Origin of the sequence: Chroococcidiopsis thermalis PCC 7203 (assembly GCF_000317125.1) — a bacterium.
GTDB lineage: Bacteria > Cyanobacteriota > Cyanobacteriia > Cyanobacteriales > Chroococcidiopsidaceae > Chroococcidiopsis > Chroococcidiopsis thermalis.
The window spans coordinates 4136675-4162268 of sequence record NC_019695.1; the positions used below are offsets into that span (position 1 = coordinate 4136675).

Sequence of the window (25594 nt, forward strand, 5' to 3'; positions counted from 1 at the left end):
GACACCAGTAGCGTAATTGACTCTCTTCTATTCCTTGACTGCCTAGAGATGTAACTATTGTTTGCAAAAGGCTTGGCAGTTTTTTTTAAACTTATTAAGTTCTTCTTGGTTCTGTTCGCTACTACGTGGTCGTGATGATTTCAGTTTGGCGTTTAGCTTGTCACGAACTAAACGGTGAACAACGTGATAATTTGCTTCAACTCCTAGTACAGTTTTGAACCATAACTGCACTTCTTTTAACGATGCGATCGCCTCTGCTGATCTCACCATCGGTCTCCCTTGGCTTTTGTGTTGGGACAACAATTGGCATAGTCCACCACTACGATAAGAGCGTAACCAACGTTGAACTGTAACTCGATTCCGTCCCAGAATTGCTGCCAAGTGTTGTACTGTCTCGACTTGTTTTGTTTTCAGCAGATATAATGCTTGTACTCTTTCCTTGCCAAAAGCTGTTGTTTGTGCCGCTAATAACGTTTTCAGCTCTTCAACTGATTCAATGATGTCAATTTTAACCACGCCAGACATAGCATTTCACCTTTTGATACCTCCTACTATCTGTAGCATCTTTAAAGTAAAATGGTATTACGGGTGTATTTATTGCAGATTTATGTATAAAAACTGCTGTTTTTGAATTGTTACTAACTTGACATTGACCCGCAAATTGTTCTATTCTGCTCAAGCTTATAAAAAATATTCGCAATAATATCGACTTAGATTTGAGAATGATTTAAGTGGATTGACTAGACGTGAGGAAACCGGATTGAAAAGACAGTCGTTACTCCCAAGCTTGTGTGTGGGTGAGTTTTTTGTGTGGTTGACAACTCTTATTCGTTCCCAGTTGTCATCAATGCTTTTGACGATGACATACGGTGCAACAGTTTAGGTAGATAGGGTGTGAGGTAAAGTCATGAAGCTGCATTTATTGCTCTCCTGTGTAGCACTGCTCAGTGTTGGTATGATGCCGACAGCAATGGCATCACCAAAGTCTCCTGAGGAAGTTGCCAAATATTCCCATCAGAGATCGCTGCCTGTCGCGGCAAAAGTGCGATCGCCACAAAATCCTTTAGCTGCGCGTCTGCGTGAGGTAAAACAGCCTCACAAAACCGTACAGTCCCTATCTCAAGCTTCTCCGTTAGCGCCAGCGAGTGCGATCGTACAAGTCAAGGGTGTGCGGCTGATCCCAACTGATAAGGGGCTGGAAGTTATCTTAGAGACAGCTGCTCCGCAAAAGCTGGAATTCTCCACTACCAGCGAGGAAGCTACCTTAATTTCCAACGTTGCCAACGCCCAGCTCGTTCTACCAGAGGGCAAAGAGTTTCAGGCTGACAATCCGGCTGAGGGCATTTCTGCAATTAGAGTCGTGAATCTGAATGACAATACCATTCAGGTGCGGGTGATAGGAACGGCAGCAGTACCGAAAGTTGAGGTGTTTGAGAGTGCTAATGAAGGGCTGATTTTCAGTTTGACCCCAACGGCTCAAACAGGTCAAGTACCCGCACCAACACCAGAGACACCGGAGACTCAACCTCAACCAGCAGAAAAACCAGCGGCTCAAGCAGAGGCAGAGGAACTCGATATTGTCGTGACTGCTAGTCGTGTAGAAGAATTACTACAGAACGTGCCGCGATCGGTGACGACAATTACTCGCGAACAGATCGAAACTCAGACCTCTGTGACAAGGAATTTGCCAGATATTCTCGGTCAGGCGGTTCCTGGCTTTGGTCCGCCGACCCAAAACCGCCGGACTGGTCGTCTGCAAACTCTGCGGGGTCGTCCGCCGCTAATTTTAATCGATGGAGTCGTTCAAAATACGAGTGCTGGTTTCGATCGCCAACTCAATGCCATTGACCCCTCAGCGATCGAGCGGATCGAGGTCGTGCGCGGTCCCAGCGCCGTTTACGGTCAGGGCGCAACGGGTGGAGTCATCAATATTATTACTCGTCAACCGACTGACGAAAGAATTCAGTCAGAGTTAGTCGTAGGGGCGCGTACCGATCTGGGCGAACTACAAGGAGAATCTTTTGGCTATACCCTGAAGTATGGTTTGGCAGGGAATGAAGGTAATGTAGACTACCGGATCAACACGTCTTTAGAGACAAATGGTAGTTGGTTCGATGCCGAGGGGAATCGCATTCCACCCAACGATATTGTGGATACGGAAACCTTAAACTTGCTGGCTAAGGTCGGTATCGATCTTGACGAACAGCAACGGCTGGAGTTGACCTACGACATTTATAACGATCGCAGCGACAGCGAATTTATTTCAGACCCGAGTATTTTAGATACCCCTGGACTACAAACAGCTAGGGCGTTGCGCGTGGGTGAAATCGACCAAGAAGAACCGAGCCGACAAACAAATCAGTTTGCCAATTTAAGATACAGCCATGAAAATCTGTTAGGCTCTCAGGTAGACTTGCAACTTTACTATCAAGACAGCCAAATCAATCAAGAAATTCAGGATGTGAGAACTTTCTTTGGTGATGTTCCACCGTTTATTCCTGGGATCTTTCAAACTAGTCTTGACTCTAGCAAATGGGGCGCTCGATTGCAGATTCAAACCCCCTTCTCTGAGTCAGCACGCTTGTTATGGGGTGCAGATTATCTGAAAGAGGATAGCGACCAGCCCTTTTTTGTCATCGACCCTGTAGCTTTCGACGAGCGACGAGAGGCGAATCTCCTGGGGACTGCAACTCAGGTTCCTCCCTTTGAACTGGACAATCTCGGTCTATTTGCTCAGTTGCAGTGGGACTTGAGCGAAAAATGGTTGCTCAGTGGTGGACTGCGATATGAAACGATTGGATTTGAGGTCGATGACTTTCTCGCTAACCCATTCTCAGACTTCGACAATCCGCCAGCTTCAGTTGCGGGTGGTTCTAACAGAGTTGACGACATAGTTTTTAATTTTGGCTCGGTCTATAAAGTCACGCCAGAAATCAGTTTATTTGCCAACTTCGCTCAGGGTTTTGCCGTTCCCAGTCTGGATTATCTCGGTCAAGCGACGGCAGGATTTAATGTTGAAGATGATGCACTGTTGGAACCGGAGAAGGTAAATAATTACGAGATTGGGGTGCGCGGTGACTGGGGAAGCGTGCAAACAAGTCTTGCTGCTTTCTACAACCATTCCGATCTAGGACAAAATCTGGTCATTGCACCCAGTGGTTTGACAAATGCAGCCCGGGGACCGCAGCGTAACTATGGAGTTGAAGCAACCCTTGATTGGCAACCAAGCGATCGCTGGAGTCTTGGTAGCAGCTTTACTTGGAATGAGGGTGAGGCAGATTTTCCCGATGATGGAATAGACTGGCTGGCTTTGAGCAGCTTGGACGTTCAACCGCTGAAGTTAACAGCTTATGTGGAAAATGAAACTCTACCTGGATGGCGGAATCGCCTGCAAATGTTAGTTGTAGGAAATCGCGATCGCGCGTTTGATGACGAGGTGGAGGAATTTGAAATCGACGGTTACACGACATTAGATTTCATCAGCAGCGTTCAAATTGGTCAAGGAAAATTGGAGTTGGGGATTGAGAACTTGTTGGATAACCAATATTTACCCGTCAGTTCTCAAGATGGTACTGGAATTAGGGAAGTTGTGCGTGAAGCTGCTAGAGGCAGAACGCTCAGCCTGCGCTATAGAATCGAATTTTAAATCGAATTTTCCATATGAGTCTTCGTTTTATGCAACTGCGGTCAAGATGCAAGCGAGCGTACCATCTGCTTCGTTTCACTTTACTGATGTTCTTGACAGTTTTAACAGTCTATGCGTGTGCTAGCAATACTTCCCAAGAATTGCCCAGCAATAACAAGATTGCTAATTCTGTGTCTACATCAGGCGCAACCGCACGAGTCATAAAACACGCAATGGGGGAGACTAAAGTTCCAGCTCAGCCGCAGCGGGTGGTGGTGCTGGATACAGCCCCCCTCGATGCTGCTTTAGCGTTGGGTGTTAAACCGATCGGCTCCAGTCTTCCCAGAACTGATTCTTTGCCAGCCTATTTGGGCGATCGCGCGGCAGGTATTACGCCTGTAGGTAAAACCCCACCTAACCTTGAGGCAATTCTGCGCCTCCAGCCGGATTTGATCTTGGGCAATACGATGGCTCATAGACAAATCTATGACAAGTTATCGCAAATTGCCCCCACGGTCTTAACAGCAGGAAATAGCACTGACGGACAGTGGAAGCAAGAACTCCAACTCTATGCCCAAGCGCTCGATCGCGCTGATGCCGTTCAGCCACTCCTTGACGATTACGATCGGCGAGTAGCAAAACTCCAACAACAGCTCAAAACTCAACCTAGTAATATACAGGTATCTGTAGTTATTACAACTGAAGGTTGGATAGCTTTTTATACGCAAGACAGCTTTCCTGGTTCAGTGTTGCAGGATGTAGGTTTAGCTCGTCCCCCAGCTCAAGACGTGAGGGGGAAATCCTGGGAACAAGTATCGCGGGAAGACATTAATAGTATAGATGGCGATGCGATTTTCCTGCTCAGCGTCGATTCAGATAAAGTCCCAGGTAGTTTTACGGTTAACCAGTTTGCAAAAGATCTGCTCTTTTCTCAACTGAATGCCGTCCAAAAAGGACAGGTGTATCAAGTGGACGCTGAGGTTTGGCATCTCGGCAGCAACATTTTAGGGGCAAATCGAATTCTGGATGACTTATTTAAATATCTAGTAGCGGAAAAAAGCTAGCCGTCTAACAAATTCAAAATTCAAAATTCAAAAGTAAATTTAAATGTAGAGTGGGCATTGCCCACCTAACGAGCGGGAGAGCCATTTCTTGCAGCCAGAACAACCAACTAGCTTACGCACTTTCCTAATTTTGTGGATCGGTCAGATGACTTCGATCCTTGGCTCTGAGATGACTAACTTCGCCATCACAATCTGGGCTTGGCAGATTGCAGGTCAAGCAACGCCCTTATCCTTAATTTTCTTTTTTACATATACACCAAAATTAGTTGCTGCCTCTTTTGCTGGGTTACTCGTCGATCGCTGGAATCGCAAGCAATTGATGATGGGGGGCGACACAGCAGCAGGAATTTCTACCATTGCCATTCTACTGTTGTTGTTGACCGGGCGCTTAGAAATCTGGCATTTCTACATCACTGCTGCTATCAACGGACTGTTCGGCTATATCCAAAGTCTAGCCTTCTCAGCTTCTATGTCGGCGATCGTTCCGCCGCGACATTACACTCGTGCTACGGCGATGAGTTCGTATGTCACCTATTTTGGCTCCTACATCATGGCTCCGGCAAATGATGCCGCAGTCTTAGCTAGCGTGCAATTCGCGATCGGCATAGGTGGTTTAGTGGGTGCTAAGGGGTTGAGTGTTTGGGGTGGACCCAAACACCGCATTCACGGTCTGTTATTTGGTATAGCACTGATGAGCTTGGGTAAAATCATCTTTGGCTTAGGACGTGTAGCGTGGCATTGGATGACGGCTGGCTTTTTAGCAGCTTTCGTTTCTCCGGCGATCGATAGTTCCAATCAAGCAATTTGGCTGTCGAAGGTGGAACCAGATGTACAAGGGCGAGTCTTCGCCTCCCGCTATCTGATTGCCCAGGTTACTACACCGTTAGGGTTAGCGATCGCCGAACCATTAGCTGACTATTTTTTTGAGCCACCGATGATGCCAGGAGGTAGCATGGCTGGAATATTTGGTGGTTTGTTCGGCACTGGTAATGGTGCTGGGATGGCACTGCAATATAGTCTCTTTTCTTGCTGTAGTATGCTGATTGGCTTTGGAGGGTATGCCTTTCCAGTATTACGTGACGTGGAAAGCCTCGTACCCGACCATCATGCCTAGAAATCGCGGCGATCGCTAAGTCAGTAGTCGTCAGCAGTAGCTTTGCTTGCTCCATCCGCTGTTGAATGAGCGGCGAAATGCACTTTAGAAATTCCCAGAACATCAAGTGCGATCGCGTCCGCCGCCATCTGTTGAAGGACTTGCGGCATAATGACTAAATCGAGCAGTTAGTATGCTTCACGCTGCTTTCCACTTGAGTTATAACTTAGACGTTGTAACTTAGACGTTGTAACTTAGACTTAAAGAGCGTAAGACTCCCTCAGGTTAAGGCAATAAAATGGCAGATCCGGTGCAACTTGCTCTACTAACTCAAGGAATAGCAGTTTGGAATGATTGGCGCAAAAAGAATGGGGGAGTTATGCCAAACCTGAGTCGAGCTACGTTAATCAGAGCTTATCTGTGCGCTGTCAATTTAAGTAAAGCTAATCTCTGTGCTACAAACTTGACTGGGGCTAACCTCAATATTGCCGATTTAACCGATGCCGATCTCAGTGGTGCTAATCTCAACAATGCATATCTTATTGGCGCAAACTTGACGGGAGCTAGTTTGAGTGGAGCCGATCTAACTGGAGCCGATCTGAGCGAAGCCGATTTAAGCGGTGCTAATCTTCACGCCGCGATCGCGAATCGTACTAACTTTTCCCAAGCTAAGTTTTTTAAAACAACTATGCCTGATGGCTCGATCCGTGGATAGATTTTACTACCACAGTCTTTGGCTTACCTCATTAGATAGAAAACAGCTTTTGATATTAAATGCTAAGTATATAAGTATATTCAATTCCTTTAATAAGCATCGCTCGCACTTGTGTAAATCTGTATTATTTCTAAAGATTTACTGTCAAAAATTAAGCGTGCGAGCGGTTGAAAAAGATCGAAAATCAAAGCTGCTGTGGCTTTGCCTCTGTGAAAAAATAGCTAAAGCTAGTACTTAAGTATTCATTTTTGCAGAAATATTAACTTATGTATATAATCAAAATCTATTTACGCGATTAACAAACAAAATTTGAAGCAGAGGAAGTGTGAGATATGGAAACTCTAGCTATTTGTATCGGCTTGGGAATTATGGCGATCGCGATTACCGTAGCTGTGTTGTGGACAGTTGAGAAGCGATCTGCATTGAACAAACTCAAACTCAGGCAGCCCAAACATTGCTAACATAATAGGCTGACCTCTTTTAAATAGAACTCGCGCTCGGCAAAAGTTTGCGATCGAAACTGCGCGATTCTCTACGAGAATGGTGTAGTATTAAATATGCGATCTAAAGCCTATTTTGGTTGTTAAATAGCTGGCTGGAAAAAGCCGTCGTGTATTTTTAATATCGAAATATACTGACAAAAGCACCGATCGCCTTTAAATACAGATAAAACAGAATTAAAATCTAGTTTGAGACTAACCGATATGAGTTCTGACGACCTCAATAAATCTCTTGCAGAATCAACTAGAGCATTGGCAAAAGCTTTTATCGTTTGGGGTTTAGAAAGCATGGATCGAGTGCAGGAGTTTAGCCACCAAGCCCAGGAATACATGCAAGAGTTGGTGACTGAAGCCAAAAAAGAGCAGACTGCTGGCAAGACTAACAAAAGTAGCGACGAGGAGCCTCATTACAAACAGGCAGAAGTACCAGCTGAGGCAGGGAGCCGGGAGCCGGGAGCCGGGAGCCGGGAGCAGTGACTCCTAACCAGTTAACAATCCACTACACCCCACACTTCCACACTTCCCACACTTCCACACCCTATTTACTACTAGCCACCAGCCACTAGCCACTAGCCACTCACTACACCCTGCTCCCTAAACAAAGGAACAGGCGATGCGAAAACCGATACCGCTACCACCATTATCTGCTCGATCCCAGTGGCGCTGTGCGGCACGGCAGAGCTTTGGAATACAGTACCAAGCACCGCCTCGTAGTAGTCTCTGGCTGTTGTCTCCCCCAAAATCCCAAACGCTACCATCGGTAGGAGCGCCTTTGTAATTGGAGTACCAAGGATCGGCGCACCATTCCCAGACGTTACCGTGCAAATCGTATAATCCAAAGGCATTAGCGACACCAAAACTACCTACAGGAGTTGTTTGCTGTCGATAAGTTCCTCGGATTCCAGAGCGGTAAGTATAGTTGCCGTCGTAGTTAGCAACATCAGAAACGATCGTATCGCCAAAGTGAAATGGCTTTGTTGCCTGTGCTTTAAAGATTTCTCGATCCTCAGTGTATTTAAACGCTGCCTGACTCAGATCGAATTTAGTCGAGGCGATCGCCCGACAAGCATACTCCCACTCGGCTTCACTGGGTAACCGATACTCGCGTCCAGTTTTGCGGCTGAGTCTGGCACAAAACTCAACTGCTTCGTACCAAGTGACTTGTTCTACGGGTAAATCTTCGCCTTTAAAATGAGCAGGATCGGGATTGAGCGATCGTTCGACTTTAGGTAAAGCCGCGACTGCTTGCCACTGAGCTTGAGTGACTGGATATTTTCCCAGCCAAAAAGATTTGACCGTAACTTGGTGCTGCGGTCCTTCGTTGGCTTCCCGTCCCTCTTCATTCGGAGGCGAACCCATCCAAAACGTACCAGATGCGATTGAAACAATTTCTAACTCGATCCCATCTCCCAGTTGCTCGCTCCAAGATTGGGCAAAGCTGGTATGACGATCGATTTGTTTGCCGCGATCGTCTAAGGTTAGGACAGAGAAAGAAAATTCCGATCTGCTAGTAGGTATGCTCTCCAGCAGTAATGATGGTACGCGCTCTAACTCTACTTGTAGTTGCGATCGCTCTCGATCGACTTGAGACAATTTGCTTTGCAAGCGCGATCGCTCTTGGAGCGATTGTTCTAGCTGAAACTGAAGATGAGATTCTTTTTGTCTGGCTTGTTTGATTTGCAGTTGCAACTGATGCATTTGTTCTTTTTGCAACTTAGTTGCCATCCACTGTTTCCGCGCCCACTCTAGTTTGACTTTCTCTTGCTCGATCCAATCTGGCAGTAAGCTAACTAAAAATGGGTAAGGCTGGAGTTGCCAATGGCAGACAGGGCAATTTTCAATTTCGCCTTCAATGTATTCCGTCTGGCAAACAGGACATTTAGCCATAGGAGGGGCTAGGGGCTAAGGGCTAGAATTTTTATGAGACAAGGGAGACAAGGGAGACAAGGAAGCAGGGGGAGCAACCACCAACCACCAACTACCAACTACCAACTACCCATTACCACTGGTAACAGGTCGCTGATAACTAGTCACTGGTCACTGATAACCAATCGCTGATTCAGACAGTTGCCATCAGAGGTGAGAAATCTGGAATGTCATTGCTCGTGTTGGAGTTAGAAAACTTAGCGGTGGAGATTTTGGCGATCGGATCGTCTTCCGCATCGAATAGCGGGCGCAAAGCATTCAACTCGGCAAGGAGGGCAGAACCGTTGCTGATAATGACTGAGAGAACTGGGTTTAAGGCGAAGAAAATACCTGCAAGTACAACTCCAATGTTGGGAATGGCAACTAAAGCTGTATTTTGGTAAACGATATCCATTGACCTTTTGGCAATTTCAATCGCTTTTGTCAGTCCTCGCAAGTCGTCGTCTAGCAGCAACACATCTGCTGTTTCCCGTGCAATGTCACTTCCAGAGGCAATCGAAATCGAAACATCGGCATAGGCAAGCGCCGCAGCATCGTTAATGCCCTCGCCTACAAATGCCACCGTGCATCCACTATCGCGCAGTTGGCGAACGATCTCAACTTTTTGGAGGGGCGAACAGGAACTATAGGTATTGTCAGGCTCTATGCCTAATTTTTCGGCGACTTCATTCGCAACGCGCTGCCGATCGCCGCTGAGTGTATAAATATCTAAACGTTGAGCTTTAAGAGCAGCAACGGCGCTATGGCTTTCTGGACGCACGGGATCGGTATATAAAATTGCCCCCAGCAGTTCGCTATCTTGCGCCACGTAGACGAGGGAGTGGTTGCCGGACGTGATGTCAGGATATCGAGCGTGAAATGCATTCAACTCAATGCCCTCTTGCCGCATTAGGCGATCGCTACCGACTAGCACTCTTTGTCCGGCAATTTGAGCAACAATACCTAAGCCAATTTGATAATCCCAAACTTCGCACTTTTGCCGTTCGATGCCGTTAGCTTCGGCGTAGCGGACGATCGCGTCGGCAACGGGATGGGTGTTGGTTTGCTCGGCGGAGGCGGCGACTGTCAGGACTCGATCTGCGTCAATGCGATCGCTAGCGGTACGAATTGCCACGACAGCCGGATTGCCTTGCGTCAGCGTTCCCGTTTTATCAAATACGATGGTATCGACCCGCGCTAGCATTTCCAATGCCCTGCCGCTACGAATGTATACGCCATTGCGTGCTGCATAGGAGAGTGCAGAAATCACTGTGGTGGGAACGGAAAGCCGAATGCCTTGGCTGAAATCGAGGTGTAAGGGAGCCACTGCCCTAGAGAAGTCTCGCGTCACGGCAAAAATCAAGGCACTCAAGCCCAAGGTAGGTAATACGGCAGCATTGGCGAGTTTTGAGGCGTAATCTTCTACGCGGGTATCGTGGACGGGAGCGGCTTGCATTAACTGGAATGCAACACCAATGCGGGTACTATCACCAACCCGTTTGACCAGAACGCAAAGCTTTCCTTCTACTAATAAAGTAGAGGCGTGTACTACCTGCCCTTCACAGCGGGAAACAAGGGTAGATTCTCCAGTAAGTTTGTGTTCGTCGATTAAAGCTTTACCCCGCAGGATGCGACCGCTGACAGGAATTATGCTACCTGGGTAGACAACAACGCGATCGCCTATTTGTACTTCTTTGAGCGGAACTCGCCGTTCTTCTCCGTCCTGTTCTACTAAGGCATATTCACCCAAACTATTCACCAAATCTAATGCTTGTCGATCTGAGGCGCTGGCGGTGACATCGCGTAATAACTCGCCAGATTCAATCATGCTGACCATCAAAGCCGGAGCAACAAAATCGCCTTTGGCAGTATAAAGACTAATCCATAGCGCATCGAGCAGGTCGGCATCTAGTCGCTTTTCTTTTACCGTCGTCTCGAACACTCGCGTCAAAAACGGTAAAGCTGCGGCAACCACGGCTCCGCCTACCAAGATTGCCGGAATTGGCATTGCTAGTTGATTGGCAAGCAAAGATAGAGACAACCCTAACATCGGCAAACCCAGGCGTTCTACCCAATCGATTTCGGGTCTTTGGTCGAGTTGTTCGGGTGCTGCCGCCACAGGTAATTCGATAACGTAAGCCTGTTGAATGGCAGTGCCAATTTTCTCTTTTAATTGTGTGGGAGCAATGGCACAAACATCATATTCCAGCACGAGCGAACCAACCAGACAGTTAATTCGGACGTAAATTGCAAACTCGAAAGTATCAAATAACCATTTCAGTTTACTAGCATACTCTGAGTCATCGATTAACCGAGGAACGCGGATGCGCCAGCGACCCTCAATTGTGTGGATGACTTCATATTCTAGCGATCGCTCTTCTATGGACTCAGGCTGGATTGCTTGCAGCATATTATTTTCGCCTTATTAAACATCCACAACTTTTTTATTTGATTATTAAGGGGATTTTTACAAAAATGCAGGAATTAAGCAAGAACCGCAAGAAGGATAAACTCTTCTTGACAGTTACGATTGATTCCTGCATAAACTCAGAGTTCATTGGACGGGCTATGTGCCGTTTTTCAGCTTTTGAGCTGAGATGAACTATCCATGTGCTTTCTACTATTAGCACAAGTTCAGGTCACAAAGTGTTCGTATATTCATAACTCTATGATTAGGAAACCGGATAATCAGTTATCAGTTGCCAGCAATCGCCACAGTCAGAAAATCAAAACTATAAGCAATCATGACTTTAATAGCTGACTATTTAAAAGTAAGGTAAATCGTCTCAATTTCCACCTAATGTCACATTCCTCTTGGTAGATGTTCGCTTCAATTCATTCAATTTATACTGAAAACTGTTCTGCAATTCAATGCTTTGAGAAAGTTGAAATTGTTGAAAAGTTGAAACCAAGAGCAGGAGAAAAAAATATGCTAAGAACACTTAAGAACGTTGCTTTACTAGTTGCAGGAACGATTAGCTTGGTGGTTGGGATTGTAGGAGTTATTCTTCCTATATTACCAGGAACTCCTTTTTTAATTTTAGCTTTCTTCTGCTTCGCGACTCTGCTTGAGTCAATTCTTGAGTCAATGTTTATTGCAGCTTGGTTTTAAAAGTTGCAATTAAACACGATAGCACTATCGAAAAGTTGCTAAATCGCTATTTTTAGCAGTTCGGGCAACCGAACTCTCAACTCGATCGTCGCGCCATGTAGAAAGGAAAAGTTCTTCCATTGAGGCACGTTTCGATACTTGGGGCGGGTTGGTGAAGCACCCAGAATCTTTAAATCCTGTCCGCCATACTTTTTTGTAATTTTAGGAGATTTTATAGCTTCAAAATCTCCTGAGAATCTTTACTCTATCCAAAATAAAACCTAATTGAATTTAAAAATATAAATAAAAAATAATTTAAGAAGATTGTATCAGATATTATGGAATTCTGCTACTAGTAAAACCAACACTTTAATCGCAGAATAGATTATATTTATTTATACTATTGTTCTTTTAAGATTTCTAAATTTGCGCTCTTATTGTTAGTAAATATTGTATTCTACAAGAAAGCAATACCACTAAAGGTATATGCCGAAGTAACGAGAAAATGTATGTGTGTTTGCTAATTGTCAACCTTGTTACTTCACCCTGTCGTGGCTGACATTTCGCGTAACCATTATTTCTGGTAGTTAATAGTTATTAGTCTGCTACATAGCGTGCGATGTGAAGCAAACAGAGGCTAATTCATACAGTCAAATTAGCTGTCGGCTACATCTATAGTAGTTACGCGATACCTAACCGTTCAGTAATTTTTGGAGGATAAATAAAGATGCTCGAACTAGAGACTTTGTTACTAGGTCTTGAGCCAATTACAGCATTAACTATTGGTGCTGGTGCATTAATTTTAGTTCCGGCGATCGGCGCGATCAATTCAATGACGGGTAACTCTCTTTCGGACTCGGCAAGAGGTGCTGCTAAAAATGGTTTAGTTTTTGCCCTCGACTCATTCGACAAGGGACAACGTTTGATTGCCGAAGCTGGCGAATCTTTCCAAGATTTAGTTGCTGAAGCTAAATCAGAAAGAACTAAACCGACTAATGGCGCTCCAGAAGCTCCCCGTGAGGTATCAATCGTATCTCAATAAGCTCTGAGCTTTGGATATTTTTTGGTGGATGAGGAGTGATGTCGTAACACGCTATAACCTGGGAAGGTAACCGCCTTCCCCTCTCGCTCTTAAACAACCCTCTCAACACTCGCTTTTAGGTTTCTACCTGGGCGAGTTTTTTCATCATGGGTAATTGGTAATTGGTAATTGGTAATTGGTAGTCGCCCCTCTGCACCTGAAGTTCCTCTGCTCCCTGCTCCCTTGTCTCCCTTGTCCTCCTTGTCCTCAAGAGGGGGCGCGTACTGTTGAAGAATTCAGCTAGGAAGGCAGTAAAGTTGTTGGTGACGACATTGACAATCGGGTTAAGACCGAAAAAGATCCCGCCAGTGACTACGGCGAGATTAGGAACGATGACGATCGCAGCATTTTGATAAACAATTTCCATCGCTCTTTTGGCTAAGGCGATCGCTTCTACTATCCCAGCTAAATCGCGATCTAACAGTACGACATCTGCGGTTTCTGCTTCTATGTCGCTACTAGATGCAAAAGAGATTGAGACATCGGCAAAAGATAGCGCCGCCGCTTCGTTAATTCCATCCCCGACAAAAGCCACAGTTTTACCGTGGTGGCACAGTGCTTGTACTAACTCGGCTTTGTTCTGGCTAGTTGCATGGGCGTGAACGCAATTAGGAGTCATACCCAGTTGCGTTGCAACAGCGTTGGCAACTTTGGGATTGTCTTCTGTCACTACATAAATCTCAATTTGCAATTGTTGCAAAGTTGCAATTATGTCTGCACTTTCTGGGCGTAAAAAATCAGTATAGAAGATTGCTCCTATAACTTGCCCGTTTTTAGCCACGTATATGTAGGAGTCAGTACTAGCATCAATTTCAGGCTGAAGGCAGCTGACATCGACATGGTGTTGTTGCAATAGGCGATCGCCTCCAACTAAGATTTCTTGCCCGTCGATCTGACAAGCAATTCCCATGCCGGCAAAGTAATCCCATGTTTCGCATTCCAATAACTGAATTCCCTGGGTTTCAGCAGCATAGACGATCGCAGTTGCTACGGGATGATTGAGAGAGGCTTCAGCGGTTGCGGCGAGTTTTAATACTTCAGTAGGGGAGATACTTGGATCTGTGGTATGGACGGCTACAACTGCATTGCCTTGCGTCAAAGTACCAGTGCGATCGAAAACTATAGTATCAACTTGAGCCAGCAACTCTAAAACGCGACCGCTACGAATATACACGCCATGACGTGCCGCAGCTGTGAGAGCGCCCAGAAAAGCTGTGGGCATGGCAATTTGAATGCCGCTACCAAAGTCGAGTTGGAAGGGCGTAATCGCCGGACCATACGTCCCAGTCAAGGCAAAAATAGATGCACCTAAAAAGATAGTCGGTACGACAGCACTTTTGGCAAATTCTGCCTGCTGCGTACCGATCTGGGTGTCGTATACGGGTTCTGCTTGCAACAATTGAAAAGCTAATCCGACGCGGGTATTGTAACCAGTGCGTTTGGCTTGGATGCAGAGTTTACCTTCTAACAATCGGGCAGAGGCACAGACATCTTCGCCTGCTGTAGCAACGACTGGCTGCGGCTCGCCAGTTAAGTGCCGTTCGTCAATTAATGCCGTTCCCTGTAAGATTTGCCCGTCTACGGGAATCACATCGCCAGGATAGACGATGACGCGATCGCCTGCTACCACCTCTTGATAAGCAATTTGTTGTTCTTGCCCATCTCGTTCGACCCAAACAAGCTGTTGGGAGCCATTCAACAACTGTTGAAATTGTCGTTCTTTTTCCTCTCCACTCATACCGCGCAGAGTCCGCCGCACGCCTACCAAAGCTGTCTTCAGTGATGGAGCGACAAACTGCCCGTTGAGGGTGTGAAATGTCATCCACAGGGAGTCTAGCAGATCGACATTGGGCTGGCGATTGACAACTAAACTCTCAGTTGCCCGACTGAACCAAGGTACGGCAGCACTTGCGATCGCCGCACCAATAATTAGGGGTGGAATTTCCAGTGGAGCAGCTACAAAGGCAAGTCCGAGGGCGATCGCTGGTAGTCCTAGTTGTTCCCACTCATTGACCTGCGGTCGGTCTAGTGGTTTTGTCTCTGGCAGAATTAGATCGGTACTGCCATCTGCATTACCGAATCGTTGAATGCGATCGAGCAGTTCTGCTTCGGCGATCGTTTCGGAAACTAAATGAGTTTCGTAAGTCACGATCAGCGATCGCGCCGCCGGATTGATCCGAATGCTGGTGACAAAATTCAGCGACTCTAATAGCCAATTCAGCTTGTCGGTATACTCTGAATTGTCGGCAATCCAAGGGACGCGAATCCGCAAGCGCCCCTCCGTGCTGTGAATAACTTGGCAATCCATCTTTAACGAGGGGATGAGGTCCGTAGAGAGATTGCACGCAACGTCTCTACGGACATTAAACTACGTTGGTTGTGGAACAACACGACTAGCAAGGTGAGCAATGACATGACTATTCCACCACTCCATTGCTCTTGCTTGCGGGTTGTCGCTGTCGTGCCAACCACAATGTTCGACATGGATCGATTCGGGTTCGGCAGCGTGCGCTCTTTCGAGTTTTTCCGCCGTCACCGCGATCGCCGGTGTGTAGCCAATGTGGGTGAATGAGTAAATATAATACTCGCCATTTTGATTTTTGTAGGCGGCGTGGTACTCATTCAGCGTATGGTGAGAGTCATGCTCGGCATCGGCATCTGCTAGGTTGCGTCCGTCCCATGCCTCGGCAATTAACTCATCGTAAGCAAGAGCGCGATCGTAGGCAGCATATACGTTAGAGTCGAACTTGGGCTTTTCTCCCAATTGAATTTGTTCAAACATTAGCGCACTCCTGCTGTAACTAGCTGTTCTTGCTGGGCGTTGGAGTTGTCGAATTCAACCGTGTAGAAGTACCTCGAACCTGGTTCGTAGAGCCATGCAACACCTTCTGGATCTTTGGTCATGCTCCATTCAACGAAATCAGTTCTCGATCTGCGGTATGTCAGGGTTTGAGGAGACATACCCAAACGTCTTGCTAAGTCGCTCTGCTTTAAATGACCTAGAGGTGATGGTTTCTTCGACATTTCTAGCTCGATCGCCGTTTCTACTGCTGGATGCTTGCCGTTACCATTGCCATTGCCGTTTGTATAGTGTCCGTTGCCATTGCCGTTTGTATAGTGTCCGTTGCCATTCGTTTCAGGCGCGATCGCTACACTGACTTCCTCAGCAAGCTGCGGTTTCGACTCGACAATTGAAGTTGCAATGTCTTCCTGAGCTGGCTGTGGTTTCGACTCGACAATTGGAGTTGCACTAACTACTGGAGTGGATGTTTCTGACGGAGCGGCGATTGCTTCTTGAGGTACTGCCTTGGCTCCGGTGAGTGCGGGAATTTCCATTCCAGGTCCCATCAACGGACGCAAGCCATTCAGTTCGGCAAGGATAGCCGTACCGTTGTTGATCACAACAGCAAGTAGTGGATCGAGGGCGAAGAAGATACCTGAGACCAATGCGCCAAGGTTAGGAACGGCAACGATCGCCGTGTTTTGCCAAATGATATCCATCGCCTGTCTTGCTGCCTTAATTGCCATCAGTAAGCCGCGCAGGTCGTCTTCCATCAACACGACATCGGCGGTTTCTCTAGCAATATCCGTTGCCCCAGCAAATGAGATCGAAACATCGGCGTAAGCGAGTGCGGCTGAGTCGTTGATTCCGTCACCGCAGAAAGCAACTGTCTTGCCACTGTCATGCAGGGACTTCACAACTTCGACTTTGCGCTCTGGGAATGCTTCAGCATAGATGTTGTCAGGATTCATACCCAAGTTACCAGCAACGGCTTTCGCGACTCGCGATACGTCACCACTGAGCATGTAAGCAGTAATACCCATACGCTTCAGTTCGGCAATGACTTCCCGACTTTCTTCGCGAGCTGGGTCGCTGTAGCGGACTACACCGATGAGTTTGCCGTCGCCTGCAATGTAAACTAGAGATTGTCCGCCGGATTTAGCATCGGGATACCTGCGATCGTATTCATCCAGAGAAACGTTCTCTTGGTTCATGAAGCGCGGACTGCCGACGATGATTTGCATTCCGTCGATTTTGGCTGCTGCACCCAGACCGACTTTGTATTCCCACTCTTCGCATTCTTTCAGCGCTATGCCTTTATCTTTGGCGTTATGGACGATTGCCTCGGCGATTGGGTGCGTCAATCCTTGTTCGGCGGTTGCCGCCAAGCACAAAACATCATCTTTAGTAAAGCGATCGTCCATGATGTCGATGTCGTTGACACCAGCATGACCGACAGTTAGGGTTCCCGTTTTATCGAAGACGACTGTATCGATGCGGGCAAGAATTTCAATGGCTCGACCACTGCGGATCAAGACGCCGTTACGAGCTGTGTAAGTCAGAACCGATAAGATCGTGGTCGGTACTGATACGCGAATGCCCGTACCAAAGTCTAAAGTTAACAGAGCAACGGCACGATTCAGATCGCCACTCATTAGACCGACACCAGCACCAATTGCCAGAGTGGGAAGAACGGCTTGGTTGGCTACCATTGCCGCATAGTTTTCAACTCTGGTATCGTGTACTGGTGCGGCTTGCATTAAGTTGACAATCACGCCTGCGCGGGTGTTGTTACCGACGCGCTCGGCATCAATTGTTAATGTCCCGTCAACTAATAGGGTGGAAGCAAATACTTCTTCACCTTCGCGTCTGGTAACGGGGACTGATTCACCTGTTAATTTGCATTGGTCGATAATGCCAGTGCCGCTGATGATACTCCCATCAACCGGAATTTGGTCGCCAGGATAGACAATAATGCGATCGCCTACTACCACTTCAGCTGTGGGAATTTCTACGACTTGTCCGTCACGAATGACGAATGCCGTCTTACTCAAACAGTCGAGTAGGTCGAGGTTAGCTCTTTCGCTACCGCGAGCTGTCAAGTCTCGGATCGCCTCACCGCCTTCGACTAAACCGAGCATGAACGATGGTGCAAAGTAGTGACCTTGCAAAGTATGCAAGCTCAGTGCCAAACCATCGAGGAAGTCGATTGTCAATTGTCTGTCTTGTTGGATTGCTTCCCAGGCTCGTTTAAAGACAGGGATAGCACCGACAAATACTACGCCAGCAATAACAAACCCTGGAATTGGTAAGCCTATCATCGCGCCTACAGAGAGTGCTAAACCAGCCGCAGGAAAAGCTAACCGTTCTACGAAGTCTACTTCGTTACTAGCTTTTTCCTCCTCTGTTTTTGGTGTCCATCCTATGGGAACTTCTACTTGCGGCGCTGTTTGAATTGCACTGAATAGCCTTTCTTGAACGATCGCGATCGCTTTGGCACTAGCTTCGTAGTCATACTCTACAGTCAACGAGCGAGAGGCTGGGTTAAGCTGAACATCGCTGACAAAATCTAGCCCGTCAACTAAGTAATGAAGCTTGCCAACATATTCTGGATCGTCTGCCAGTCTGGGGATGCGAATCCGAAAACGTCCCTCAGTCCAGTGAACAACTTGGTAATGGATGTTTTCGATTTGAATCGTTGGTTCAACCGCAGCAACCGTAGGAGTCAAATCATTAGTAACGCTTGTAGCAATCATGACAAACAGTTATCTCCAAAGTGGCTGACAAAACACAAAATTTTAGTTATTCCAAACCCTGGCTAATACCTTGCATTTATCCTGCAATACTGAGTTTGCTGAGGCTTGCTAATGAATGGGGCGGTAAAATCCGCAATTCACTACGACTGCCCACATACCAAACCACACAATTGTGAGGCATTACTTGCCAGATATAAGCTGTATGGGTAATTTTTAGACCTTGTAGATGTCAAGCTGAAACCTCTACTAACTGAGGTATTCGCAGTTGATAACAACTGGATGCTGCCCCGATCCGTCAGCTCACCAGGACGAATAGAAAATATGGGCGATCGACAAAAATCAGACATTGACCTCGCGTTATAGTTCAGCTTTACAGTGCTACAGCGAGTGCATTTAGAGTTCTTCTAAAGCTTACTATGAAATTTCCAGAATAAACAGAAAACTTTTGTAAACTACAATTAAATCGATTGATTCGACTCTGAAGCCTGCATTAGTTATTGGTTCGATCCCGCGTTTGAAAAAGTTATAGCTTTAATTTGATTAGCTTTTAGGCGATCGCTTTGCTGAGAGTTCAGCGGAATTTTTTTGGCGATCGCCCTCACTCGCGCCACAGAATTTCTGAGAATTTTCTCGTTTCTAAGCTGCGTTATGTTAAGTAAAGCTAAAAATATCCTGAAATTTTGCCATTTTTAACTCTTTTTTGTAACTTTTGCTTCACGTAACGTTAGCCAAATTAACTTCCATCTCCTGAATTCTGGCTTCTGACTTCTTTCACAAACTCACTTCTTTCACTTTCGTCTCGCCTTTCTTCCAGCCTTTCTTCCAGTAAGAAACGATCTCATGTACTTGCTGGCGATCTGGCTCTACCAAGATTCCCCGCCGTTCAAATCGATTCAAAACATCTAAGATTTTAGGAAAAGGCAAATAACAAATTGCGACTGTCTCTCCCACTTCCGTATAGAGATCGAGTAATGCTTCTAAAGTGTTTTCCAGTAGTTCGGAATTCTTACCTTTAGGTAAATATCGCGTGGCAATGATCCGCGTATCTGCGGGAATATCTGTCTGCCAATTGGGAACTGGCGGAAAAGCAAGCAGAAGTTTTAGCTTTTCTGGCAGCCGTTGACGGAGCGCAGGAGAATTTGGCTCGTCGCAATATAAGATGTGATCTTTGGCTAAGTGCCAGCAAACTTCCGGCTGGCTAGTTGAACTTTTCCTGTTCCTGCTTGCTTGGTTGGGAGATAAACGCGCTACAGTGTTAGGCTTTGTTTCAACAATTTCTACTTGGGGGGATAATAGCGATGTTTGTGCCGAAACTGCCTGATGACTGCTCGGATCGGTTTCGCTAACTGTGGATTGAGCTTCTAACTTTGGCTTTGCCGAAGAAACCTTGTATTTTTTTTTGAGTGCTTTCGCTTTCGAGTAGGTAATGCTTTCCCCCGATGCAGCTAGGGCGATCGCTTCTTCTATCGCTTGTTTTGAAGTTGACGGCGCTGCTAGCTCGTACATTGCCGACGGAGCAAATTTATCAATTTGATAGATTTGGCTGCCAAAGCGATCGGCAACTTGCATGAATCTCGCCGCAGTTGGATAGCTCCAATGAAATTCTGCCTCAATCCAATCAATAAAGCGTCCGTGCTTCAATTTATCTTTTACGGCATTAAGCTTCTGCCCGATTTCGATAATATCTTGGGCAGTGCGTTTCACCAGGGCTTGGATTTCTCCCGTTTGCTGTCGCACAAATTGAGAGATTTCTGCTTCTAGCTCTGTATAATTAAACTCTTTTCGAGCCGCGTCGATTACTGAGACTGGCATTCTATTCATTTGTTAAAACCCGCTATCAATATAGTTTTGCCAGATATTTATCTTTTTTACTTCAAAGAAAATTTTGTTTCCTCTGCCTTTGGACAGGCATGTGTTGCCTCCCTATCATGACTATTATATTCAGAATAGGCATAGTTGCAACTTCGCGATCGAGAACTCTATCTAAACGGCTTTGAATTGATGAGTGTAAACTATTATTGCTAAGTTGCACCGACTTCGCCAAGTCAGGCGATCGCACTAGTAGAGATACAGACAAAAAGCCTACCTACAGTGTGAGAGAGAAACATAAAGTTTTAGAAATTTTATTGCTAATTGTTTTGTTCAGCTAACACTCCGGGAAGAAAACTTACTAAGTCTTAGTCTATCGTTACTATAAGAGTTGCTTTGTCTACTCAAGATTTTTTTTAAGACTTTGTTTAGATTTAGTATAAATCGCAAATTTCAATTTTATACATTGGTTTCACTAATATATTCGATTGCAAGCAGTGATGACTCGGTTTGCTTAGAGGGTGTGTTATAGGTGAAAACAAGCTTGTAACGCTTACTGCTAGCTGCTTGGATAATTTCAAGCTAGACAGTTGTATATATAAAATTCAATCCAAATAATCAGAAAAAATGACAGATTTTAGTTGATTAATATTTCTCAAATCGACAAAATTGTTCGATAATTAAATAATTGTCGAACAGAGCGATCGTCCATGTTAATTATAAACAATATCACTCATAAGCAGGAGAAAAGAAAAACAATAATTTAGCTTTAACTCATTCATTAGCTTTGCCAAACCACTAGTTCATGGAGTTAAAATTTCTGACTTTGGTTAGATTACTTGTTAAATAAATCAATTTAAAAAATAATACTAAAGGAGGCAAAGTCATATGGAAGCAGTAATGTTTAAGATTTACACTAGACCAGATAAGTTTAGCGAATTAGTAGAAGTTTTAAAAGATCGTGGATTAAAAGTTGTTGTTAGTTATAGAGCCGATCGCTCGGAAGACTACGACGAACTCCTCGTATATCAAGGCTTAGACGAGATCGAGCTGCAAAATGAATAGAGTGAAAAACACGATTAAGTTACGGATAATCCGAAGCTGAAGAACAGTTGGCAGCGATCGCATGTAAAGTTATTGAACAGTTCAAATTTTTCAATTGTTTTGAATTTTATCGATCGCTCAGGTACGTGGAGTTACTTTTCAATAACAGATGTTCTAAGATTTAATAACTTAGATTAAGAAAATTAAATTATAGTATTAACTCAGGTTCAATTAACTTTTTTAAAAATCTTTGAAGTAGTTCAATTAGATTTGTGTTATTCCTGCTATCATCAAAATTGAGTTTTAGAAGCTACGTAGGGTGACAGAGTTTGATTGAGTGCAAATACATTTTGCTCTTGTGACCCAAATTCAGAGATAACGACTGTCTTTCGCACTCAGAGCGATTAGCAGCTGTTGGTTATTAGTTATCTGCTGTCGGTCATCGATCTAGGCAAATAGCTAATAACGAGTGACAAATAGCTTTAGCGCGATCGCTTCCCACGATAGGCATGAGGTAGTCGTTGCGTCCGGTACGAGTTGCAATTGTTCTTTTTTGGAAACTGAATCAACATGCTTGAACTAGAAGCTTTATTGCTAGGACTAGAACCGTTAACAGCAGCAGGGATTGGTTTAGGAGCATTAGCCCTAGCACCTGTAGTTGGTGTCGTAGGTTCTGCTATGGGAGGGTCTAATTCAGCTGTAGGTAATTCTTTGTCAGAGTCATCCAAATCCTTAGCGAAAACGGGTATGGTTTGGATGTTAGATGCTTATGACAAGGCTCAAAGTACCGTAGCTGAAGCATCAGAATCTTTTCAGGACTTGGTGGCGGAAGCCAAAACTGACTTGAAAAAGAGTAAAGCCAAGCCCGAACAGAGTTCAATTCCGCATCAAGTGGAAATCGGCTAAAAAAGGACTGGGAGACAATGGAATTCGGAATTCGGAATTCCGAATTCGGAATTCCGAATTTGTAATTACTCTCTGCTTGGGTAAGGGCGGGTTTTGACTCCAGATTGACGCTGGGAACGGTGAATCTGCTTGCTAAACCTACTTGGGTAAGGGCGGGTTTTGACTCCAGATTGACGCTGGGAACGGTGAATCTGCTTGCTAAACCCCCCCCTACCACTCTTAATTCACAATCAATGACCAATGACCAATGACCAATGACAAAACAAATAGAACAGTTTCATCAACTGGTATTGCAAGACTCATCGCTTAAAGAAAAGCTGAAACAGTCGGGCGATCGCGAAAGTTTTTTAAATCTAGCAGTGGAACTAGGCAAACAGAACGGCTATAGCTTCACTTACAGCGAAGTCAAAGCATATATATCTCAAAATCTGCTGGCGATCGCCCAGCAGTTCTTATAAATGTCAGAGGTTGAGGGAGCGAATTTTTGGCAATCCCTCAGCTTATCCTCCAAATATATTTGAAAGTCACAACTTTGCAAATTAAATAAATTGCAAACAATTAATAGTTATATTTCCTCACTTTATATAGTTCAAAAATTGACATCTAAAAATTTGGAAATCTGTCAATTTTTACCTCACCCTGTTTTACATAAGTTTAGATATTTCAGATAGTTTGTTCATAGATAAAGTCCAATTTGAAAAGTTTCAGGGGATTTAATACATTCGAGTTAAATCCTTGCAGGGCAAGAGATAGCAGCTTTTTTACATGTGTCTATAGAAGGATAATTATTTTTCTTTATTTGCACTTAACAAAAATTTTAGATTTTTCTAACGAGTTTATTGTACATTTAAAGTCAAGTGCATTTAGAGTTTCAAAGCTGCATCATTACCTTCGGGTCGATTGCAGTTTCTTAATTCATTCAAATATCCAATATCCAAATCAAGTGTCGCTCTAGTTGACGGTACTGAACAGCAATGGCAGTGCCTACTATCTCGATTGAATAACCTGTTCTACAAGCTGAGAAATGAATTAAAGAGATGGCTGTTGCACAACATCAGCTTCTTGCTTAGGTGTGGTAATTGAAAACGGCTGTAGATAGGTTTGCCAAGAATTAAACTCGCCCTTACATGGAATGAGGTTGGGCTGGGTGTCGCTTGAAAAGCAGCCAAGCAATCTCCGCAGGATTAGGTATGTGAGATTGCCCCATCCCCTCCAAAGCACAATAGACTTTTGGAGCCGGAATAATGTCAGTATCAACAAAACCAGACAGACCCACTGCGGGGAAAGTGGTGTCGCGCCGAACGATGTCACGCAAGGATGCGTTCTTGTTACGTATGCTTGTGTTCGTTCCTTTGGCACTGCTGTTTAGACAACTTGGTTTACCACCATTAGTTGTTTTTGCTACAGCAGGCTTAGCAATTATCCCTCTAGCAGCATGGATTGCTAACTTTACAGAGGCGATCGCTAACAAAATTGGTTCATTTCTAGGTGGTCTACTCAACGTCACCTTTGGGAACGTCACCGAAATAGTCGTCTCAATCGTTGCCCTGCAAGCGGGTATGGTTGAGGTGGTCAAAGCGAGTTTAATTGGCTCAATTATTGCTAACCTTTTATTAGGTCTAGGATTCGCATTTATCTTAGACGGCTTGAGCTTCAAAAGACTAGATTTTCAGCACAACATCAAACGAACGACTGTAGCGCGGATCAATTCTGGTTCGCTCAATCTGGCAGTTGTATTTATTTTGATGCCTGTAGCGCTCAAGTTTACGACAAGTTCTAGCCATCAACTCGCCAATGCCAATCATTTTTCTTTTGTAGCATCCATACTGTTACTAGGCTTCTACGCCATGATGCTATTTTTCTCGATGAAGACTCATAGATTTATGTATGAGTTGGAGGAAGATGCCGAACCTGAGAGCTATGGTAGCGAAGCTACAGGACAAAAGTACGATCTGTGGATACATGTTGGTTTGCTCTTAGGTTTTACGGTTGCGCTGTTATTTGTCTCTGAAGTACTAGTTGATAGTTTGCAAGAAGCTGTCTCTAGTCTCGGTTTGACTAGTTTATTTACAGGTGTCATGCTACTGCCGATTTTCGGTTCAGCAGTAGAAATTATTACCTGTGGTATGTGTGCCGCGAAGCAAAAAATCGATCTGTCTATTTCCATCGCCCTCGGTTCTAGCTTGCAGATCGCCATGTTTGTAGCTCCAGCGTTAGTTCTAGCGGGACAAGCAATGGGGCAACCGATGAATCTAGCCTTTGATACATTTGCAGTTTTAGCAGTTGGTGTAGCTGTACTGATGACAAACTCAGTCAGTACGGATGGTAAGTCTAATTGGCTAGAGGGCGTGTTGTTGCTGATGACCTACACAATGCTATTAACAGCTTTTTACTTGCATGACTGAATCAGGATTCGGTTATCAGTGACTGGTGATTAGTGACTAGACCAATAACTAATGAATCTAGCCACCAGCCACCAGCCACCAGCCACTCACTACTCACTCTCAAGAGGTAATCATGATCGAGCATCCAGACTTTTTTAACGTGCGTAAGACCGCGATCGCCCTTGCAGTTGGTCCCTTGGCTTTTCTGCTATTACTGATTGGAATTGATTTTTCCTCGCATCAGTGGCAAGTATGGCAAGCAGATCGCTCATGTATCAAAGTTGCAAGTTCTACTGGAGTCGTACAACCCAGTGGAAATCATTGTTCGCCTAACCAGGTGCAGTATACGAGTCAAAAATAACGAAATACACGCTCTGTAGGGGCGTACATCTGTGCGCCCCTACTTACCTAAATCGAAAACTATGAACCATCAGTAGAGACGCACAATTTTGCGTCTCTATTTCGTGTCTCTATTTCGTGTCTCTACTGTGCTGTCTTTCACGAAATCCCTCCCTGGGAAGCGGGAGGGATTAAAGACGATCGCGGTTTTAAGAATATGCTCTGTGGCTGCTCAGTAAAGCGATGAGCTGAGTTACAGCCTCTCGCATCCATTCAACTAGAGTAACGGCGATCGCCTCTCGCATCCATTCTGCGATCGCGGCGATCGCTAATTCCGCAATCCAGACCGCGATCGCTTCAACCAAAGTTTCAGTCACAAATGAGATTAACCAAGTCATAATCAGGGGTTAGGAGTTAGGGAATAGGGGTTAGCAGGAAATGGTAGGGGCGGGTTTTTTGAACATTCCTGTGAAAGAACAAACAATTCTGCGGTTAAACCC

24 protein-coding genes are annotated in these 25594 nt (G+C 45.2%); 14 read left to right on the forward strand and 10 right to left on the reverse strand.

All coding sequences use genetic code 11. The features are described from left to right. Nucleotides 1-54: 54 nt before the first annotated feature. The gene (locus tag CHRO_RS33450) at nucleotides 55-525 is read right to left on the reverse strand and encodes a helix-turn-helix domain-containing protein (protein WP_041462523.1); all 471 of its coding nucleotides are present in this window, start codon (nucleotides 523-525) and stop codon (nucleotides 55-57) included. Between the two features lie 382 nt (nucleotides 526-907). Here CHRO_RS33450 and CHRO_RS18005 point away from each other — a divergent pair, with 382 nt between their 5' ends. From CHRO_RS18005 to CHRO_RS18015, 3 genes are all read left to right on the forward strand, one after another. Beyond that, nucleotides 908-3646 carry a TonB-dependent receptor domain-containing protein gene (locus tag CHRO_RS18005; RefSeq protein ID WP_015155660.1) on the forward strand — a complete coding sequence of 913 codons (2739 nt, stop codon included), beginning with the start codon at nucleotides 908-910 and terminating at the stop codon, nucleotides 3644-3646. Between the two features lie 92 nt (nucleotides 3647-3738). Continuing rightward, nucleotides 3739-4689 (forward strand): ABC transporter substrate-binding protein, encoded by a 951-nt coding sequence (locus tag CHRO_RS18010; RefSeq protein WP_181824192.1) that lies wholly within the window; start codon nucleotides 3739-3741, stop codon nucleotides 4687-4689. An 88-nt stretch (nucleotides 4690-4777) separates the two neighbouring features. Next, nucleotides 4778-5803 (forward strand): MFS transporter, encoded by a 1026-nt coding sequence (locus CHRO_RS18015; protein ID WP_015155662.1) that lies wholly within the window; start codon nucleotides 4778-4780, stop codon nucleotides 5801-5803. Between the two features lie 20 nt (nucleotides 5804-5823). Here CHRO_RS18015 and CHRO_RS34455 read toward each other — a convergent pair whose 3' ends face one another. Then, a complete protein-coding gene (locus tag CHRO_RS34455; RefSeq protein WP_256498544.1) occupies nucleotides 5824-5952 on the reverse strand; it encodes a hypothetical protein in 129 nt (42 codons plus the stop codon). Nucleotides 5953-6080: 128 nt separating this feature from the next. Between CHRO_RS34455 and CHRO_RS18020 the strand changes: the two genes are divergently transcribed. From CHRO_RS18020 to CHRO_RS18025, 3 genes are all read left to right on the forward strand, one after another. After that, a complete protein-coding gene (locus tag CHRO_RS18020; RefSeq protein WP_015155663.1) occupies nucleotides 6081-6497 on the forward strand; it encodes a pentapeptide repeat-containing protein in 417 nt (138 codons plus the stop codon). A 332-nt stretch (nucleotides 6498-6829) separates the two neighbouring features. Then, a complete protein-coding gene (locus tag CHRO_RS34460) occupies nucleotides 6830-6958 on the forward strand; it encodes a hypothetical protein (protein WP_015155664.1) in 129 nt (42 codons plus the stop codon). Nucleotides 6959-7201: 243 nt separating this feature from the next. After that, entirely contained in the window at nucleotides 7202-7474 is a 273-nt protein-coding gene (locus tag CHRO_RS18025) for a hypothetical protein (RefSeq protein ID WP_015155665.1), read from the forward strand. 117 nt (nucleotides 7475-7591) lie between these two features. On the opposite strand, the gene CHRO_RS18030 is transcribed toward CHRO_RS18025, so the two are convergent. Then, nucleotides 7592-8884, reverse strand: coding sequence for a formylglycine-generating enzyme family protein (locus tag CHRO_RS18030; protein WP_015155666.1), 1293 nt, complete (start codon nucleotides 8882-8884; stop codon nucleotides 7592-7594). A 33-nt stretch (nucleotides 8885-8917) separates the two neighbouring features. On the opposite strand from CHRO_RS18030, the gene CHRO_RS32475 reads away from it, so the two are divergent. Then, on the forward strand, nucleotides 8918-9055 hold the full coding sequence (locus tag CHRO_RS32475; protein ID WP_181824193.1) for a hypothetical protein: 138 nt from the start codon (nucleotides 8918-8920) through the stop codon (nucleotides 9053-9055). 1 nt (nucleotide 9056) lies between these two features. Here CHRO_RS32475 and CHRO_RS18035 read toward each other — a convergent pair whose 3' ends face one another. Then, nucleotides 9057-11312: a heavy metal translocating P-type ATPase gene (locus CHRO_RS18035; RefSeq protein ID WP_015155667.1), complete on the reverse strand. Its 2256-nt coding sequence runs from the start codon at nucleotides 11310-11312 to the stop codon at nucleotides 9057-9059. Between the two features lie 519 nt (nucleotides 11313-11831). Between CHRO_RS18035 and CHRO_RS29765 the strand changes: the two genes are divergently transcribed. Together CHRO_RS29765 and CHRO_RS18045 are read left to right on the forward strand one after the other, a co-directional pair. After that, nucleotides 11832-12014, forward strand: a complete 183-nt coding sequence (locus tag CHRO_RS29765; RefSeq protein ID WP_051033355.1) for a DUF454 family protein — start codon at nucleotides 11832-11834, stop codon at nucleotides 12012-12014. Between the two features lie 706 nt (nucleotides 12015-12720). After that, the gene (locus tag CHRO_RS18045; RefSeq protein ID WP_015155669.1) at nucleotides 12721-13035 is read left to right on the forward strand and encodes a DUF5132 domain-containing protein; all 315 of its coding nucleotides are present in this window, start codon (nucleotides 12721-12723) and stop codon (nucleotides 13033-13035) included. A gap of 115 nt (nucleotides 13036-13150) precedes the next feature. Here CHRO_RS18045 and CHRO_RS18050 read toward each other — a convergent pair whose 3' ends face one another. The 4 genes from CHRO_RS18050 to CHRO_RS29770 form a co-directional block, all read right to left on the reverse strand. Next, nucleotides 13151-15382 carry a heavy metal translocating P-type ATPase gene (locus CHRO_RS18050; RefSeq protein ID WP_015155670.1) on the reverse strand — a complete coding sequence of 744 codons (2232 nt, stop codon included), beginning with the start codon at nucleotides 15380-15382 and terminating at the stop codon, nucleotides 13151-13153. 60 nt (nucleotides 15383-15442) lie between these two features. Continuing rightward, nucleotides 15443-15856 (reverse strand): hypothetical protein, encoded by a 414-nt coding sequence (locus CHRO_RS18055; protein WP_015155671.1) that lies wholly within the window; start codon nucleotides 15854-15856, stop codon nucleotides 15443-15445. Then, entirely contained in the window at nucleotides 15856-18612 is a 2757-nt protein-coding gene (locus CHRO_RS18060) for a heavy metal translocating P-type ATPase (protein ID WP_015155672.1), read from the reverse strand. Before CHRO_RS18060 ends, CHRO_RS18055 begins: the two co-directional genes overlap by 1 nt. 771 nt (nucleotides 18613-19383) lie before the next feature. Continuing rightward, nucleotides 19384-20424 carry a DUF3102 domain-containing protein gene (locus tag CHRO_RS29770; RefSeq protein WP_051033256.1) on the reverse strand — a complete coding sequence of 347 codons (1041 nt, stop codon included), beginning with the start codon at nucleotides 20422-20424 and terminating at the stop codon, nucleotides 19384-19386. Nucleotides 20425-21309: 885 nt separating this feature from the next. Between CHRO_RS29770 and CHRO_RS32480 the strand changes: the two genes are divergently transcribed. From CHRO_RS32480 to CHRO_RS18075, 3 genes are all read left to right on the forward strand, one after another. Beyond that, a complete protein-coding gene (locus CHRO_RS32480) occupies nucleotides 21310-21486 on the forward strand; it encodes a hypothetical protein (protein ID WP_015155674.1) in 177 nt (58 codons plus the stop codon). 549 nt (nucleotides 21487-22035) lie between these two features. Next, entirely contained in the window at nucleotides 22036-22371 is a 336-nt protein-coding gene (locus CHRO_RS18070; protein WP_015155675.1) for a hypothetical protein, read from the forward strand. A 254-nt stretch (nucleotides 22372-22625) separates the two neighbouring features. Continuing rightward, entirely contained in the window at nucleotides 22626-22829 is a 204-nt protein-coding gene (locus tag CHRO_RS18075; protein ID WP_015155676.1) for a Nif11-like leader peptide family natural product precursor, read from the forward strand. Nucleotides 22830-23494: 665 nt separating this feature from the next. Here CHRO_RS18075 and CHRO_RS32485 read toward each other — a convergent pair. Further along, nucleotides 23495-23686, reverse strand: a complete 192-nt coding sequence (locus CHRO_RS32485) for a hypothetical protein (protein WP_127023803.1) — start codon at nucleotides 23684-23686, stop codon at nucleotides 23495-23497. Here CHRO_RS32485 and cax point away from each other — a divergent pair. Both cax and CHRO_RS18085 read left to right on the forward strand, forming a co-directional pair. Further along, nucleotides 23676-24776, forward strand: a complete 1101-nt coding sequence (gene cax, locus CHRO_RS18080) for a calcium/proton exchanger (RefSeq protein WP_041462524.1) — start codon at nucleotides 23676-23678, stop codon at nucleotides 24774-24776. The genes CHRO_RS32485 and cax overlap by 11 nt on opposite strands. Nucleotides 24777-24888: 112 nt before the next feature. Then, the gene (locus tag CHRO_RS18085; RefSeq protein ID WP_015155678.1) at nucleotides 24889-25116 is read left to right on the forward strand and encodes a hypothetical protein; all 228 of its coding nucleotides are present in this window, start codon (nucleotides 24889-24891) and stop codon (nucleotides 25114-25116) included. A 187-nt stretch (nucleotides 25117-25303) separates the two neighbouring features. Here the strand turns inward: CHRO_RS18085 and CHRO_RS18090 are convergent, their stop codons facing one another. Next, a complete protein-coding gene (locus CHRO_RS18090; protein WP_015155679.1) occupies nucleotides 25304-25492 on the reverse strand; it encodes a hypothetical protein in 189 nt (62 codons plus the stop codon). Nucleotides 25493-25594: the final 102 nt, after the last annotated feature.